The sequence below is a fragment of the Micromonospora craterilacus genome, from assembly GCF_003236315.1.
Taxonomy (GTDB): domain Bacteria; phylum Actinomycetota; class Actinomycetes; order Mycobacteriales; family Micromonosporaceae; genus Micromonospora; species Micromonospora craterilacus.
On sequence record NZ_POTY01000049.1, the window covers coordinates 16,634 to 32,116 of the forward strand.

The 15,483-nt window shown below is 72.9% G+C and carries 15 protein-coding genes; 8 read left to right on the forward strand and 7 right to left on the reverse strand.

Translation table 11 applies throughout. The features are described 5' to 3' along the window. Positions 1-12: 12 nt before the first annotated feature. The 3 genes from C1I95_RS10610 to C1I95_RS10620 form a co-directional block, all read right to left on the reverse strand. A complete protein-coding gene (locus C1I95_RS10610) occupies positions 13-435 on the reverse strand; it encodes a VOC family protein (RefSeq protein ID WP_111213626.1) in 423 nt (140 codons plus the stop codon). A 106-nt stretch (positions 436-541) separates the two neighbouring features. After that, positions 542-952, reverse strand: coding sequence for a VOC family protein (locus C1I95_RS10615; RefSeq protein ID WP_111213627.1), 411 nt, complete (start codon positions 950-952; stop codon positions 542-544). A gap of 81 nt (positions 953-1,033) precedes the next feature. Then, positions 1,034-2,242: a cytochrome P450 gene (locus C1I95_RS10620; protein ID WP_111213628.1), complete on the reverse strand. Its 1,209-nt coding sequence runs from the start codon at positions 2,240-2,242 to the stop codon at positions 1,034-1,036. Between the two features lie 171 nt (positions 2,243-2,413). Between C1I95_RS10620 and C1I95_RS10625 the strand changes: the two genes are divergently transcribed. Beyond that, a complete protein-coding gene (locus tag C1I95_RS10625) occupies positions 2,414-3,673 on the forward strand; it encodes a condensation domain-containing protein (RefSeq protein WP_111213640.1) in 1,260 nt (419 codons plus the stop codon). 302 nt (positions 3,674-3,975) lie between these two features. Here C1I95_RS10625 and C1I95_RS10630 read toward each other — a convergent pair whose 3' ends face one another. Continuing rightward, positions 3,976-4,389 (reverse strand): STAS domain-containing protein, encoded by a 414-nt coding sequence (locus C1I95_RS10630; protein ID WP_233513468.1) that lies wholly within the window; start codon positions 4,387-4,389, stop codon positions 3,976-3,978. A 497-nt stretch (positions 4,390-4,886) separates the two neighbouring features. Between C1I95_RS10630 and C1I95_RS10635 the strand changes: the two genes are divergently transcribed. Continuing rightward, entirely contained in the window at positions 4,887-6,083 is a 1,197-nt protein-coding gene (locus tag C1I95_RS10635) for a cytochrome P450 (RefSeq protein ID WP_111213630.1), read from the forward strand. Between the two features lie 45 nt (positions 6,084-6,128). On the opposite strand, the gene C1I95_RS10640 is transcribed toward C1I95_RS10635, so the two are convergent. Then, a complete protein-coding gene (locus C1I95_RS10640) occupies positions 6,129-7,148 on the reverse strand; it encodes a methyltransferase (RefSeq protein WP_111213631.1) in 1,020 nt (339 codons plus the stop codon). A gap of 1 nt (position 7,149) precedes the next feature. After that, positions 7,150-8,115 (reverse strand): ferritin-like domain-containing protein, encoded by a 966-nt coding sequence (locus C1I95_RS10645; RefSeq protein ID WP_111213632.1) that lies wholly within the window; start codon positions 8,113-8,115, stop codon positions 7,150-7,152. Positions 8,116-8,174: 59 nt separating this feature from the next. Here C1I95_RS10645 and C1I95_RS10650 point away from each other — a divergent pair, with 59 nt between their 5' ends. From C1I95_RS10650 to C1I95_RS10665, 4 genes are all read left to right on the forward strand, one after another. Beyond that, positions 8,175-9,509, forward strand: a complete 1,335-nt coding sequence (locus tag C1I95_RS10650) for a condensation domain-containing protein (RefSeq protein WP_233513469.1) — start codon at positions 8,175-8,177, stop codon at positions 9,507-9,509. A gap of 173 nt (positions 9,510-9,682) precedes the next feature. Further along, entirely contained in the window at positions 9,683-10,795 is a 1,113-nt protein-coding gene (locus tag C1I95_RS10655; protein ID WP_111213634.1) for an LLM class flavin-dependent oxidoreductase, read from the forward strand. Continuing rightward, positions 10,792-11,463: an NADPH-dependent FMN reductase gene (locus tag C1I95_RS10660; protein ID WP_111213635.1), complete on the forward strand. Its 672-nt coding sequence runs from the start codon at positions 10,792-10,794 to the stop codon at positions 11,461-11,463. The genes C1I95_RS10655 and C1I95_RS10660 overlap by 4 nt, the downstream gene beginning before the upstream one ends. A 29-nt stretch (positions 11,464-11,492) precedes the next feature. Continuing rightward, entirely contained in the window at positions 11,493-11,792 is a 300-nt protein-coding gene (locus tag C1I95_RS10665; RefSeq protein WP_111213641.1) for an acyl carrier protein, read from the forward strand. A 204-nt stretch (positions 11,793-11,996) separates the two neighbouring features. On the opposite strand, the gene C1I95_RS10670 is transcribed toward C1I95_RS10665, so the two are convergent. Further along, positions 11,997-13,082, reverse strand: a complete 1,086-nt coding sequence (locus C1I95_RS10670) for a class I SAM-dependent methyltransferase (RefSeq protein WP_111213636.1) — start codon at positions 13,080-13,082, stop codon at positions 11,997-11,999. A 138-nt stretch (positions 13,083-13,220) separates the two neighbouring features. Between C1I95_RS10670 and C1I95_RS10675 the strand changes: the two genes are divergently transcribed. Then, positions 13,221-14,345, forward strand: coding sequence for an acyl-CoA dehydrogenase family protein (locus C1I95_RS10675; protein ID WP_233513478.1), 1,125 nt, complete (start codon positions 13,221-13,223; stop codon positions 14,343-14,345). 41 nt (positions 14,346-14,386) lie between these two features. Next, positions 14,387-15,196, forward strand: coding sequence for an SDR family oxidoreductase (locus tag C1I95_RS10680; RefSeq protein ID WP_111213637.1), 810 nt, complete (start codon positions 14,387-14,389; stop codon positions 15,194-15,196). The last annotated feature ends 287 nt before the right edge of the window (positions 15,197-15,483 follow it).

Below are 15,483 nucleotides of genomic sequence, written 5' to 3' on the forward strand. Positions count from 1 at the left end.
TCCGGGCGGGACTCAGCCCAGGGCGGTCCGATAGGTCGCGAAGGTCCAGACGTGGCCCTGCGGGTCGCGGCAGGTGAACTCGTACGAGTCGTGCGGCTTGCTCTCGGGAGCGAGCAGGATCTCGGCGCCCCCGGCGACCGCCCGCTCGTGCAGCGCGTCCACCTCGGTGTCGGTCTCGACCCGCACGAACGTGCCGGCGGACGCGGCACCGAGGGCCAGCGGCTCGCCGAGACGCAGCCCGTCGTTGGCCGGGTTGATCATGATCAGCCCGTGGTCGCCGACACGCAGCTCGGCGTGGTAGACGTTGCCCGCCCCGTCGTCGAAGACGGCCAGCGAGGTGAAGCCGAAGGTGTTCACCAGCCAGTCGATGGCCTTCGCCGGGTTCTGGTACGCGATGTACGGTGCGACGGTGGGCGGGACGGAGGAATCGGCCATGGGTCACTCCTCGGAGTCGATGCTGCGGATTCAGGACGAGCAATCACTCTATGTGCTCTTCGCGTCCGGCCGGGTACGAAGCGGCGGACGATCTGTCGACTAGTCGTCAGTCGAGCTTCGGCGCGTAGCTGCCGAAGCCCCACAGGTGACCCTCGAAGTCCCGCACCACGTACTCCCGGGAGCCGTAGTCCGTGTCGGTCAACGGCATGACCACCTCGGCGCCGGCCGCGACCGCCCGGTCGTGGTGCGCGTCGACCGCGTCGCCGACGTGCACGTACACGCCCTGGCTGGTGAACGGCAGGTCGCGCGGGCTGCCCATGGGCAGGGTCGACGAGCCGGCCGGACCGAGCTGGAAGGTGCCGATGCCCCAGCGCAGCTCGGCGTGCACGACCTGGCCCTCGCCGCCGGTGGTGGTCTCCAGCACCTCGAAGCCGAAGGCGACGCAGAGCCAGTCGATCGCGGCGCCCGGATCCTGATAACGCAGGAAGGGGATGATGGGCGCGACCACATCGGACATGAGGATCCTCCAGTTGTCGACAAACAACACCACACCCTACCCGCAGGCGCCTGCGGTGAGCACAGTCGACACCACGCGGGGTCAGCGGGCCCGGACCGCCAACGGCAGCCGGTCGTAGGAACGCAGGCTGGCGTGCCGGCGCCGCACACGCGGCGCGGCCGGGCCGAGAACCTCCACCGCACCCGCCAGCCGCTCGAAGACGACCACCGACATCAGCCGGGCCAGCGCGGTACCGAGGCAGTGGTGCAGGCCGCCACCGAAGCCGAGGTGCGGATTGGGGTCCCGCCCGACGTCGAGGCGCTCGGCGTCGGGGAACACCGTGGCGTCCCGGTTGGCCGCGCCGAGCAGCAGCAGTACCGTCCGCCCGGCCCGGATCTTGACACCGGCCACCTCGACCGGTTCGCGGGCCACCCGGATCACGTTCTGGATCGGCGCGTCGTACCGCAGGAACTCCTCCACCGCCGAGGGCACCAGCGCCGGGTCGGCGCGCAGCCGGCGCAGCTGCTCCGGATGGTCGAGCAGCGCGGCGACCCCGTTGGAGACCAGACCCATGGTGGTCTCGAACCCGGCGTGGAACAGGAAGAGCATGTTGTCCACGAAGTCCGCCACCGCCAGCCGGTCGGTGGCGGACTCCTCCCAGTACATCCCGGCCAGGGTCGGCCCGCCCGGGCTGTCGCGCCGGACGGACAGCAGCTCGGCCAGGTAGTCGTGCAGCCAGGGCAGCGCGGCGTTGATGTCCCGCAGGTCGGCCGGGGTGAGGTTGGCCGCGTCGAAGACCTTGGCCAGCGAGATGACCCGGGTCAGCACCTCCGGTCGGTCCTCGGTCGGGATGCCGATCAGGTCGCACACCACCCCGACCGGCAGCGGCACCGCCAGCTCGGTCACCACGTCGAGACGGCCGCGGTCCAGGGCGGGTTCCAGCAGCGCGTCGGCCGCCGCGCCGATCTGCCCGGCCAGCCGGCGCACCACCGGGGTGCCCAGCGCCCGGCCGATGAACCGGCGCAGTCGGGTGTGCTCCGGTGGGGTGCGGGTGAGCACGATCCGGTTCAGGAACTCCACGCCCGGGCCGTCGCCGAGGGTGAGCCGGGTGTACTCCGGGGGCATCCGGCTCTCCAACCGGTGGTCCCGCAGCAGGGTGGACACCACCGCGTGCCCGGTGACCAGCCACTGGCCCAGCTCGGCCCGGGACAGCGGGCCCCGGGCGCGCAACTCGGCGTAGGCCGGGTAGGGGTCGTCCTGGGTCGCCAGGAACGCCGCGGACAGGTGGGGACGCGCGGTGTCGGCTCGCATGGCAAGAACTATCCGGGAGTACGCGCCGGTCGACAAGACCCGACATACGTCATCGTCGCCGGGCGGCGGCTGGGCTGGGCCATCGACACTGTCGACACCTGTCGTGTCGTGTTCTAGGCTCACCACGTGCGTGACGAACCCGCTTCCGTCGGTCAACGTCTCCTGGCCCTGATGGACCACTACCGTGGCCGGGACAGCGCCCTGAACGAGCAGGTCCTGTGGCGCCTGCGCGGCCCGTACGACCACGAGGCGATGACCCGGGCGGTCGCCGCCCTCACCGCCCGGCACGAGCCGCTGCGGACCACCTTCCCGCCCGGCCGGCGGCTGCGCCAGCGGATCCACGAACCGCGACCGGTGCCGGTGCCGCTCACCGACGTGTCGGCCGAGCCGGACCCGACCGCCGCCGCCCGCCGGATCGTGGCCACCGAGGTGGCCACCGGGGTCGACGCCTCGGTCTGGCCGCTGCGGCCGCTGGTGCTCCGGATCGACCCGCGGCACCACCTGGTGGTGCTCACCCTGCACCACTACTGCTCCGACGACTACTCCAACGCCCTGCTGGCCCGGGACCTACGCGCCCTGTACGCCGCGGAGACCGGCGAGCCGGCCGACCTGCCCGCACCGCAGTGGCAGTACGCGCAGTGGGCCCGCTGGCAGTCCGAGCAGCTCTCCGGGGCGAACCTGGCGCGGCTCACGGAGTACTGGACCGGCAAGCTCAGCGGCGCGCGCCTGGTGAAGCTGCCGGCCCGCCGGCAGCGTCCGGTGCCCGACGGCGAGCCGCCGTGGATCTCCGTCGAGCACTACGTCGACGCCGAGACCACGGCCGGCCTGCGACAGCTCGCCCGCCAGCACCGCACCACGTTGTTCCCGGTGACCCTGGCGGTGTTCTACGCGCTGCTGCACACCGAGACCGGCGCCGACGACCTCACGGTGGCCTCGCTGTTCGCCAACCGTACGCAGCCGCAGGTCCGCGACACCGTGGGCTTCTTCGCCAGCATGGTGCTGTTGCGCGAGCGCGTCACCCCGGGCACCACCCTGAGCGAGCTGATCGCGCAGACCCGCACCACCGTGATGGCGGCGATGCGCCACCAGGATCTGCCCCACCAGCTGCTCCCGCCGGACACCGTGACCGGTGGCACCGGGCGCACCGACGACGTGTTGTTCCAGCTGCTGGGCGGCCTGATGACCCGGGCCGACATGGCCGGCGAGGAACTCGACGACATGGAGGCCCAGCTGGAGCGGCGGCGCTTCGCGCTGGAGTTCGTGGTGGTGCCGCAGGGCGACACGCTCTCCGCGCTGCTGCTCTGCTCGCGGGCCGACTTCGATCCGGCCTGGGCGGACGCCTTCGTCCGGGACTACGTCAGCCTGGTCCGGCGTGCGGTCACCGACGCCGACGTGCCGCTGGCCGAGCTGCGCGCCGCTCCGGTCACCTGAGCGGACCCCGTCCACCCGGGTGCCGACCGCGCCACAGTCGGATAACAGTCACGCACGATTAATTGAGTCAGCAAATATCGGCGTCGGCCGAGGTCATCGTATTGAGGAATTTCCCAGCCGGTCATACGGCCGTCACTTGGTACTGCAAATTGCATCCGCCTCGGCACGGGCGCGACAATCCGGTTAAGTGTTCGGAATCGGACCGATTCGACCAACACATTTCGCGGGGAAAGGTCCGGAGTCGGTCGGCCCCCCACCGACCCGACCACCGGCCTGCCTGAGCCACCCCGGAGGGCGCCCGGTCAGCCCCGACTGCGACCGGCCAACGGGCCGGGGCACCAGCGCACCACGCGCGCCTCGGAGACCACCGGATGGGCCCTGCGCCGGCGCACCACCGGCCTGAGCTGCCGACGCATCATGCGCCCGATCTGCTCCGACGCCACCACCCGCCCGCTGAGGTGCCGCTCCAGCATTGCCCGCTCCGCACCGCACCGCACCACCACCGCAGCACCCGCCGCGCTGGCACCGGCGGCCACGTCCACCAGGGACGCGAACCCCACCTCGTCGACGGCGGTCACCTCGGTCAGATCCAGCTCGACGCGATCCGGCCGCGAGTCGACGTGGTCCAGCATGTACTCGGCCACCCGGGTGACGTACCCGGCGGTGCTCCGGTCGACGCTGCCGCTGACCGAAATCGCGACGGCGGTTTGGCTCACTCTACGGGCCTTGACCATCGGCAACACTATTCCCCCCTCCTGCTGGTGTTACACCCTAGAGCGCACGTACACGGCCTGGGAATGACCGATCGGCTTCAATACTGGGACGTCCGCGTGCTATCTCTCCCGATCAATTCTGATAGGCGAGGATGCATGTGACTTTCCGTGCTTCCGCCGAAAGATCTCCTGACCGACCCGCCCCGGGGCCGACGCCGACCCACCGCCCGACGATGAGCAGCACCTTTGGTCGAAGCCCTCGACGCCGATCCATCCGGGCCGGCAGGTCGACGCCCCCGATGCCGGGGCCGATCGACGCCGATCCGACACGCCGACGTGACGGCCTGTGATCATCTAGGCACCGACCCGGCTGGATTGACAGCGGCCGGCGGAGACCTTGACACGGCCCGGACCGGCCGAGCACAGCGGGCACCCGGAGGTGTGTGGTGTGTCGTCATGCCACCCTTGCCTGCGCGGCAAACCCAACAGACACTAGACGGATGAGCACACCGGCCCTGGCACCCCGCTTCGACGCCCTGGACCCGAACGTCGTCGAGGACCCGTACCCCGAGTACGCCCGCCTGCGCGCCGCCGGGCCGCTGTGCCGGATCGGGCCGGGCAGCTGGGGCGTCACCCGCCTCGCCGACGTCACCGCGTTGCAACACGACCCGCGACTGGGCAGCGAGTTCCCCGCCGGTTACCACGAGGTGTCGGTGGGCGACGGCCCGGCGAGTGCGTTCTTCCAGCGGATCATGCTCTACCGCGACCCGCCGGACCACGTCCGGCTGCGCCGGCTGATGAGCCGGGCGTTCAGCCCGGCGGTCGTCCGCCAGCTGCGCTCCTACGTCGAGGAACTGGTCGACGAGTTGCTCGCCCCGGCCCTGGCCGCCGGCCGGATGGACCTGGTGCCCGAGCTGGCGTACCCGCTGCCGGTCCGGGTGGTCTGCCGGCTGATGGGTATCCCGCCGGAGTCCACCGAGGACGTGCGCCGCCACGCGATGAACCTCGGCCGGGCGTTCACCGCGGTGGTCCCCGAACACGCCCGGGCGGAGGCCGACGTGGCGGTCCGGTGGCTGCGCGAGCACCTCGGCGCGCTGCTCGACCAGCGCCGGGCCCGCCGGGGTGACGACCTGCTCTCCCGGCTGCTCGACGCCGAGGAGTCCGGCGACACGCTCAGCCACGACGAGATCGTCGACAACACGGTCTTCTCCTTCTTCGCCGGCTTCGAGACCACTGTGCACATGATCACGACCGGCGCGGCCGCCCTGCTGAGCCACCCCGACCAGCTCGACCGGCTGCGCGCCGACCGGACGCTGGTCGGCACCGCCGTCGACGAGTTCCTGCGCTGGGACGCGCCGATCCAGGGCACCGCGCGGTACGTCCGTGAGCCGATCGAGATCGGCGGGCGTACCGTCCGGCGGGGTCGGGTGCTGGTGCTGATGATCGGTTCGGCGAACCACGACGAGCGTCGCTTCCACCGGCCCGACCGGCTGGACGTGGGCCGCGCGGACAACCCGCACGTCACCTTCGGCGGCGGCGCCCACCTGTGCCTGGGCGCCTTCCTGGCCCGGATGGAGGGAGCCGTGGTCTTCGACCGGCTGGCCCGCCTCGCCGTGCTGGAGCCCGACGGCCCGACCGTACGCGAGCGGGACACCCCGTTCCGGGCGTACGCCTCGGTCCCGGTCCGGATCGGCTGACCGCACCCGCCCGGGGCCGGGGCGGCTCACCGGGCCGGCCCGGGCTCAGTCGACCGGCACGGCCTCCAGCACGGTCAGGGTGGGCGTGCCGATGACCTGGGTCAGCCGCAGCCCGACCCGCTCCAGCAGCCGGCCGGTCTCGTCCTCGCCGCGGTGCGCGCCACCGGTGAGCACCATCGCGTGCACGTCGAACAGCTTCGCCATGTCGAAGGTGTCGCCGGGCGGCAGCACGGCCTCCAGCAGCACCAGCCGCGAGTCGGGCCGCATGGCGGCCCGGACGTTGCCGAGGATGCGCGCGGCCTCGTCGTCGTCGAACCCGGGCAGCACCGTCTTGAGCAGGTAGCCGTCGCCGCCGGCGGGCACCGCGTCGAAGGCGTCGCCGGGCACCACCGCGCAGCGGTCGGCCACCCCCGCCTCGGCCAGCACCTTGGCCGCGCCCGCCACCACGTGCGGCAGGTCGAACAGCACGCCGCGGACCGCCGGGAAGCGGGTGAGCAGGCCGGCCAGGAAGCCGCCGGTGCCGCCACCGACGTCGACCAGGGTGCCGAACCGACGCCACGGGTACGCCCCGAGCACGGTACGCAGGTGCAGCCGGTTGACGCTGCGCATCCAGTCGTCGACCCGGGCACTCTCCTCCGGATGCTCGGCGAGGTACGCCCAGTAGCCCTGACCGTGCACGTGGTCGAAGGCCGGTTCCCCGGTGCGCACCGTGTGCCCGATCGCGGACCAGGCCCGCACGTCGGAGTCGAGCAGGGTGAAGCTGTCCCGCAGCGACATCGGATGGTCGTCGCGCAGCGGCTCGGCCAGCGGGGTGAGCGCGAACGTCGCGTCGGCGACCTCGGTGAACACGCCCCGGGCGGCGAGCGCACGCAGCAGGCGCAGCAGCGCGCCGGGATGCGCGCCGGCCGCCCCGGCCAGCTCGTCCACCGGCCGTGGCCCGTCGGCGAGCAGGTCGGCGATGCGCAGGTCGCACGCGGCCCGCAGGGCAAACGGGGTGATCTGGTCGCCCAGTTCGCCGAGCCGGACCACGGCGGACAGGTCGAAGCTGCGTCGTGCGGCCGTCATGTCAACGTCCCTTCCGTACCCGCAGCCGCTCTCCGGCGAACTGCAGCAGACCCAGTTGGTCCAGCCCGGTGCGGACCCGGTCGGTCATCAGGCCGATCTGGCCGAGCGCGACGGCCACCCGCGAGAAGACCGCCTGCCGATACTTGATCATGAGTTCGTGGTGGGTGGCGAAGGCCACCCCTTCGGCGCGGTCGACCTCCAGCCGCCCCCAGATGTCGTCGAGCAGGAAACGTCGGCGGATCAGCGCCGCCGCGTCGAGGACGAGGTCCTCCCGCTCCGCCCGCTCGGCCGTGGTCAACTGGTCGTAGAGCCCGCTGAGGGAGAGCACCCCGAAGGTGACGTGCCGCGCCTCGTCGCGGGCCACGAGGTGGGTCAGCTCCTTGATCAGTGGATCGTGGAAGCTGCTGTTGGACAACCGGAACGAGGCCATCGCGATCGCCTCGACCATGATCTGCATGCCCAGCGCGGTGACGTCCCACCGCGAGTCGGACAGGATGTCGGTGAGCAGTTCCCGCAGCGGCGGCGACACCTGGTACGGCTCGGGGATCTTCTCCCGCAGGTACCGGGAGAACACCTCCACGTGCCGGGCCTCGTCGACCGCCTGGGTGGCCGCGTAGAACTTGCTGTCCAGGTCGGGCACGGTCTCCACCAGCCGGGCCGCGACGATCATGGCGGCCTGCTCGCCGTGCAGGAACTGGCTGACCATCCACGACTGGAACTCCCACCGGAACGCGTCCCAGGCGCGGGGGCCGCGCGGCGCGAGCGGCGAGTCGGCGAACGCGGCCATCGCGAAGGCGGAGTCGTCGGGCAGCGGCTCGCCGAACGGCACATGCACCGACCAGTCGACGTCGGAGACCTTCCACTGGGCCGACTTGGCCCGTTCGTAGAGCGCCACCATCCGGGGGTCGGAGGCCTCGTAGTCCCAGGTGAGTGTGGTGTCGACCCGGGCCGGCACGACAAAGCTCATACAACACAACGTACCGAGTGAGCTGACCGATGCCAATGGAGTGACGCTATCGTCGCTTCGTGAACATACGACAGACACCAGCTTCCGTGGCCCAGCGTCTGCTCTGGATGATCAAGCACTACCGCGCCGACTTCGGCGCGTTGAGCTGCCCCCTGCTGTGCCGGCTGACCGGCGAGGTGGACGCCGACGCGCTGGACACCACGTTGACCGGGCTCACCGCCCGGCACGAGTCGCTGCGTACCACGTTCACCGGCCGGGGGGCGCGGCTGGCCCAGGTCGTGCACGCGCCGGCCCCGGTCGTCGCGCGGCGGGTGGACCTGTCCGACCAGCCCGCCCCGGCCACCGCCGCCGACCAGGCGATACGCGCCGAGCTGCGGACCGGCATCGACCCGACCGAGTGGCCGTCCCGGACCACCCTGTGGCGGCTCGGACCGCGCGAACACGTCCTCTGCCTGAACCTGCACCACCTGGTCACCGACGCGTGGTCCACCGGCATCCTCTTCCGCGACCTCGGCGCGCTCTACGCCCGGGCCACCGGGGCGCCCGCGCCGCTGCCGGCGACCGGCTGGCAGTACGCGGAGTTCGTCCGCTGGCAGCAGGACCTGCTCGACGGCGACGGGCTGCGCCGGCACCGGGAGTACTGGCGCCGGCAACTGGTCGACAGCCAACTGCCCGCGCTCGGCTCCCCCGCCACCGACGCCGGTCAGCCGGCCGAGGCAGGCCAGAGCGCCGCCGACGGCGCGCCGGCGACCTCGGACGTGGCGGTGGACCTCGACCGGGAGACCGTGGCCCGGCTGCGGGCCCTGGCCCGGGCCCAGCGCACCACCCTGTTCTCGGTGCTGCTGGCGGTGTTCTACCACCACCTGCACCGGGTCACCGGCCAGGACGACCTCGCGGTGGCCTCGATGTTCGCCAACCGGTCCCGCCCCGAGCTGCGCGAGACGGTCGGTCTGCTGGCCAACATGGTGCTGCTGCGGGCCCGGGTCGGGCAGGCCGCGACCTTCGCCGACCTGGTCGGGCAGGCGCACGCGGCGGCGATCGGCGCCTTCACCTACCAGGACCTGCCGTACCAGATGCTGCCGCTGGACGTGGTACGCACCGGCGGCCGGCGCGCCGACGACGTGCTGTTCAACGTGATGGCCGAGGTGCGCCACCGGACGGTGGCGGCCGGTGTCGGGTTCGAGCTGCTGGTGCCGCCCGGGCTGGGCAGCCGGTTCCGGTTCGAGCTGGCCGTCGCCCCGGTCGGCCCGGCGGACCTGCGCGCCGTCTTCTTCCACACCACCGCCGCGTACACCGAGGCCGAGGCGGCCGCGTTCCTGGCCGGCTACGCCGAACTGGCCGCCCGGCTGGCCGCCGAACCGACCGCACCGCTGCGCGCCGGCCGGCCCGGCTGACCGACGTCGACAAACGCCAGCCAATACGACACTGGCGTCACACACTCTTGACACCGCATCCGGCTGCTGAGAGGCTTCGACCAGCCCGACCTGGTATCCGCGCAGGGAGCGGACGGTGCCTTCGGTACGACGGCAACCGCTCACACGATCGATGCTGTGACAGGAAGGTCCACATGCCACTTCACCTGCACTGGTTCCTCCCGTCCCACGGTGACGGCCGTGAGGTGGCGAAGACCCCGCAGGGCGCGCCCGTCGACCCGGCGGAGAACATCCGGCGCGCGCCGGACATCGACTACCTGGCTCAGGTCGCCGCCGCCGCCGACCGGTTCGGCTTCGCCGGTGCCCTGGTGCCCACCGGGCTGTTCTGCGAGGACCCCTGGCTGGTGTCAGCGGCCCTGGCCAGCCGGACCCGGCGGTTGAAGTTCATGGTCGCGGTACGCCCGGGCTCGGTGTCCCCGGCGGTGGCGGCGCAGATGGCGGCCACCTTACAGCGCCTGTCCGACGGTCGGCTGCTGCTCAACGTGGTCACCGGCGGCGATCGGGACGAGCAGCTGCGCTACGGCGACTGGCTCGACCACGACCAGCGCTACGCCCGCGCCGACGAGTTCCTCGACATCTTCGCCCGCGCCTGGACCGGCCGGCCGTACGACTTCGAGGGCACCCACTATCAGGTCCGCGCGGGCCGGTTGACCCGGGCGCATCCGGTCACGCCACCGGTGTTCCTCGGCGGCTCCTCGGCCGCCGCGCACGAGGTGGCCGCCCGCCACGCCGACGTCTACCTGGCCTGGGGTGAGCCGCCCGAGCCGCTGGCCGCGCTGGTCAAGAAGGTCCGCGACCGCGCCGACGCGCAGGGCCGCGAGTTGTCCTACGGCTCCCGGTTCCACGTGATCAGCCGGGACACCGCCGAGGATGCCTGGGAGGTGGCCCACCGGCTGGTGGCGGGGATGCATCCGGAGACCATCGCCGCGGCGCAGCGGCGGTTCCGCCAGACCGAGTCCGAGGGGCAGCGCCGGATGGCCGCCCTGCACCAGGGCCGCACCGACGACCTCGAGGTGCATCCGAACGTGTGGGCCGGTTACGGGCTGGTCCGGCCGGGTGCCGGTGTCGCGCTGGTCGGCAGCCACGTCGAGGTGGCCGACCGCATCGAGGAGTACCACGCCCTCGGGCTGGACCATCTGATCCTCTCCGGCCAGCCGCATCTGGAGGAGGCGTACACCTTCGGCGAGGGTGTGCTGCCGATCCTGCGGCGCCGAGGGCTGCTGGCCGACCCGGAAGGAGACCGGTGACCGATCTGCGGCAGCACGCGCCAGGGCGGGCGAACCCACCGACGGAGCCACTGACGGTGCCGGCCACCGTCCTGGTCGGCAATCCCCGGCGGGGGTCGCGCACCCTCACCGTCGCCCGGCACCTGACCGGCGCGCTGCGCGCCGGCCTCGCCGACCTCGGCGTCCACATCGGCGATCCGTACCTGGTCGACCTGGCCGAGCTGGGGGCGGACCTGCCGGCGCGGCTGATCGCCGGCACCGCCGCGCACGCGCCCCTGGAACGGGTGCTCGACCGGGTCCGCGGGCCAGGCCTGCTGGTCGTGGTGAGCCCCACGTTCAAGGGCTCCTACACCGGTCTGCTGAAGCTCTTCCTCGACATGCTTCCCCGCGAGGGACTGTCGCCGGGCACGGTCGCGGTGCCGGTGATGACCGCCGGCTGGGCGCAGCACCGCTTCGTCTCCGACGCCCGGCTGCGACCGCTGCTGGTGGAGTTGGGCGCCGTGGTTCCGGTGCGCGGGCTGGCGGTGCTGGAGGAGGAGTTCGGCGACCTCGACACCGCGGTCGCCGGTTGGACCGCCGCCGCGGTGCCGGTGCTCGCCGCCGTGCTGCGCAGCTGTCAGACCCCCGCGGTGAGCCCGACCCGACTCGCGGAACCCGTACCCGTCCATCAACCCGCACAGCTCCGGTGAGCCGGGCGATCCGGAAGGAAGAAGCGACCATGAGTGAGCAGACCCCGACGGTCGTGGGGCCCAAGCAGTCCGACGAGCAGATCCGCGCCCAGGTCCAGGCCATCGTGCTCGACCTGGCGCCCAACCCCGACGGTCTCCGCGACGCGGAGACGGCCCTGGTCCAGGACCTCGGCTTCCACTCGCTGGCCCTGATGGAGCTCGCCTTCGCGCTGGAGGACGAGTTCGACCTCGAACCGATCGACGAGAAGACCGCCCGGTCGATCACCACGCTCGGCGCGGTTCAGGAGCACGTGCTGCGCCGCATCGCCGAGCGCGAAGCCGGGGGCTGACCCCCCGGGCGTCGCCGGGCCGGCCACCACCGCGGGTGGCCGGCCCCTTTCGGTCACCCGGCCGGGCGGCCCGCCGAAACCGCCAGCCGGGCGGCCCGCCGAAACCGCCAGCCGGGCGGCCCGCCGAAACCGCCAGCCGGGCGGCCCGCCGGAACCCCGCTGGGTGGCGGGCCGCGGTGGAACTGCGGCGCGGGCCGGTGGCGGTCAGCCGATCAGGCGGTAGAGCCGGTGGAACCGGTCGTCGATCGGCAGCTGGGTGACGGCGGCGAAGCCCGCCTCGGCCGCCAACTCCCGTACGGTCTCCGGGCGCAGCACCGTGCCGGTGCCGGCCGACGGCTGCTCGCTCAGGCAGGCCGGCAGGCAGTGCAACACGCTGGTCGCGTACTGGAACCGTTCGATCTCGTCACCGGGTGCGGCGAACCGCTCGGCCACCCGCGCGTCCAGCACCAGCACGCTGCCGCCGTCGGCGCACAACCGCCGGCAGGCCCGCAGCACCTCTACCGGGCGGGCGATCTCGTGCAGCGCGTCGAAGAGGCAGACCAGGTCGTACTCGCCGGCCAGGTCGGGGTCCGCGGCGTCCCGGGCGGCGAAGGAGACCCGGTCGGTCAGGCCGGCGTCCGCGGCGTGGGCCCGGGCGTCGGCGATCACCGCGGCGTCGATGTCGTACCCGTCGACGGCGATCCGGGGGAAGGCCCGGGCCAGCCCGATGCCCGCCCAGCCGGCGCCGCAGGCCACGTCGGCGACCCGGGCCGCCGAGCCGGCCAGTCGGGTGTGGATGTCCGGCGCGTGCCGCCGCAGCCAGCCGGCCAGCTGGTGGGTGAACATCGCCCGGTTGGCGCCGGCGTGGCCCTCGCGCCAGTCGACGCCGTAGACCGCGTCCGGCACCCCGCCGCCGCTGCGGTAGGCCGACAGCAGCGCCGGCAGCGCCGCCGCCACGCCACCCAGCGGCAGTACGGCCAACGCGGCCATCGACACCGGGCTGTCCGAGACGGTCAGCACCTCGGCGTGCGCCACCGGCAGCGCGAACACCCGCTCGTCGGCCGGCAGCGACGCGTCGACGGTGAGGATGCCGGCCACCGCCTGCTGCTCCAGCCACTCGCGGGCGTAGCGCGGGTCGACCCCGGTGCGTTCGGCGATCTCCCGCACCGTGCCGGGCCCCTTGGCCGCGAGGTCGTCGTAGAGCCCGAGGCGGACACCGAGGTACGTCGACAGCAACTCCTGGGTGGCCAGCAGCGAGGTCCACATCCGGACCGCGAAGACCCGGGCCTGGGTGTCGGTGGAAGTCGTCATCGGTGTCCTCCAGGCGGCGAGCGTGTGGGGTGTGCTGTTTTCCCGACATACGCTAGCCGCTGCGGCCTCGCCATGGACAGCACCCGCCGGTGAGAGATACGGTCCGCACACGACACACCGCACACAGGAGGAGTGGACGTGAACCCAACGCTGTCACGGGTACGCGACCTGGCGTCCCGAGTGGCGAAACGGGCCGAGGAGGTCGAGCGGCAGCGTGGGCTCCCCGACGACCTCGTCGACGACCTCCGCGAGGCCGGCTGCTTCCGGATGTTCGCCCCGGCCAGCCACGGCGGTGACCAGCTCGACCTGCCCGACGTGCTCGCCGTGCTGGAGGAACTCGCCCGGGCCGACGCCGCGACCTCGTGGACGGTCGGCCAGGTGGCCCTGTCGCACCTGATCGTGCGGTGTGCACCGGCCGAGGCGCTCGACGACGTCTTCGCCGACGGTCCGGACACCCTGGTCGCCGGGGCGGTGGCGCCCAAGGGCCGGGCCCGGGAGACCGACGACGGCTGGCGGGTCAGCGGTCAGTGGCCGTTCGTCACCGGGTGTCCCCGGGCGGCCTGGTTCTACCTCAGCTGCGTGCTGGTCGCCGGCCGCAGCGTGCCGGTCGGGCCGGACGGGGTGCCGGCCACCCGCATCCTGTTCGTGCCGGCCCGGGACACCCGGATCGTGGACACCTGGCGGGTGCTGGGGCTGCGCGGCACGGCCAGCCACGACGTGACGGTCGAGGACGCGCGGGTGCCCGGGCACCGGGCGGTCGCCGCGCAGGACGCCGAAGCGGTGCACCGCATCGCGCAGTCCAGCCTGATCATCGGCGCGGTCGCGGTCGGGCTGGCCGACGGCGCGCTGGCCGACCTGGTCCGGCTGGCCGCCGACGGCAAGCGGCCGGCGTTGAGCGCGCGCCGGCTGGCCGCCTCGACGGTCTTCCAGGACCGGCTGGGCGAGGCGCAGACCGTGCAGCGCGCGGCCCGGGCGTTGCTGTACGCCGAGGCAGCCGAGGCGCAGGCGGCGGTGGGGGCTTCGACCTCGCTGCGGCGGGCCCGGCTGCGGGCGGCGGCGGCGCAGGTGACCAGCCTGTGCGCGCAGGTCGTGGACACCGCGCACACGCTGGCCGGCGGCACCGCCGTGTACGAGACGTCGCCGCTGCAACGGCGGCTGCGCGACATGCGTACGGCCACCCAGCACTTCGTGGCCGGCCGCGACTCGTACGCCACGCTCGGCGCACTCGCCGTCGGCGAGGAGACCGGCACCGGCCCGCTCTGAATCGTACCGTAGCGCACTATCTCGTCTGTGGAGGGTTGTCAATGAGTGAGCTGTTTTCGGTGGCGGGTAGGACGGCACTCGTCACCGGCGGCACCCAGGGGATCGGGCGGATGATCGCCCAGGGGTTCGTCGAGGCCGGCGCGCGGGTCTACCTCACCGCCCGGACCAAGTCCGACTGCGACGACGTGGCCCGGGAACTCACCGCCGGCGGCGGCGAGTGCGTGGCGATCCCGGCGGACCTCTCCGACGAGCAGGAGTGCGTCCGGCTGGCCCGGGAGATCGCCGAGCGCGAGCAGAAGCTGCACATCCTGGTCAACAACGCCGGCACCGCCTGGACCGCACCGGTCGAGCAGTTCCCGGCGAGCGCCTGGGACCGGGTGCTCGACCTCAGCCTGAAGGCGCCGCTGTTCCTGGTGCGGGAGCTGGCCCCGCTGCTGCGGGCGGCCGGCACCGCCGACGACCCGGCCCGGATCGTCAACATCGGCAGCGCCGACGCGCAGCGGGTGCCGGAGATGCCCACCTACTCGGCTGCCGCGGCGAAGGCGGCCATCCACCACGTCACCCGGATGCTCGCCCACGACTTCGCGCCGACGGTGACCGCGAACGTGATCGCCCCCGGCAGTTTCCCGTCCCGGATGATGGCCGGGGTGCTCGAGGCGATGGGCGAGGAGATCGCGGCGGTGACCCCGATGCAACGCATCGGCCGGCCCGACGACATCGTCGGCACCGCCATCTACCTGTGCAGCCGCGCCGGCTCGTACGTGACCGGTTCGGTGGTCACCGTGGACGGCGGCCTCTCCACCGCGCGGACCGGTTTCGTGCCGGGCCGCTTCCTCACCGACGCCCAGTGAGCCGGGGGCGCTAACCGCGCCCGGAGCCAAGCTTGGGGCGCGAAGCCGCGCCCGGGCCCGCCGGGGGCCGCGCACCGAGCGGTGCGCGGCCCCCGGGGGCTCGCTCAGTTCAGTTCTTCGGCTTCGGCGGCACGTGCAGGCCGAAGGCCAGACCCTGGTTGTCCCGGCACTCCACGAACGCGCCCCACTCCTCCGTCGCAGGGCGCATCGGCTCCACCTCGCCGCCGAGTTCCACCACCCGCTTGATGGCCTCGTCGATGTCGTCGACGGTGAAGTACAGGTAGTGC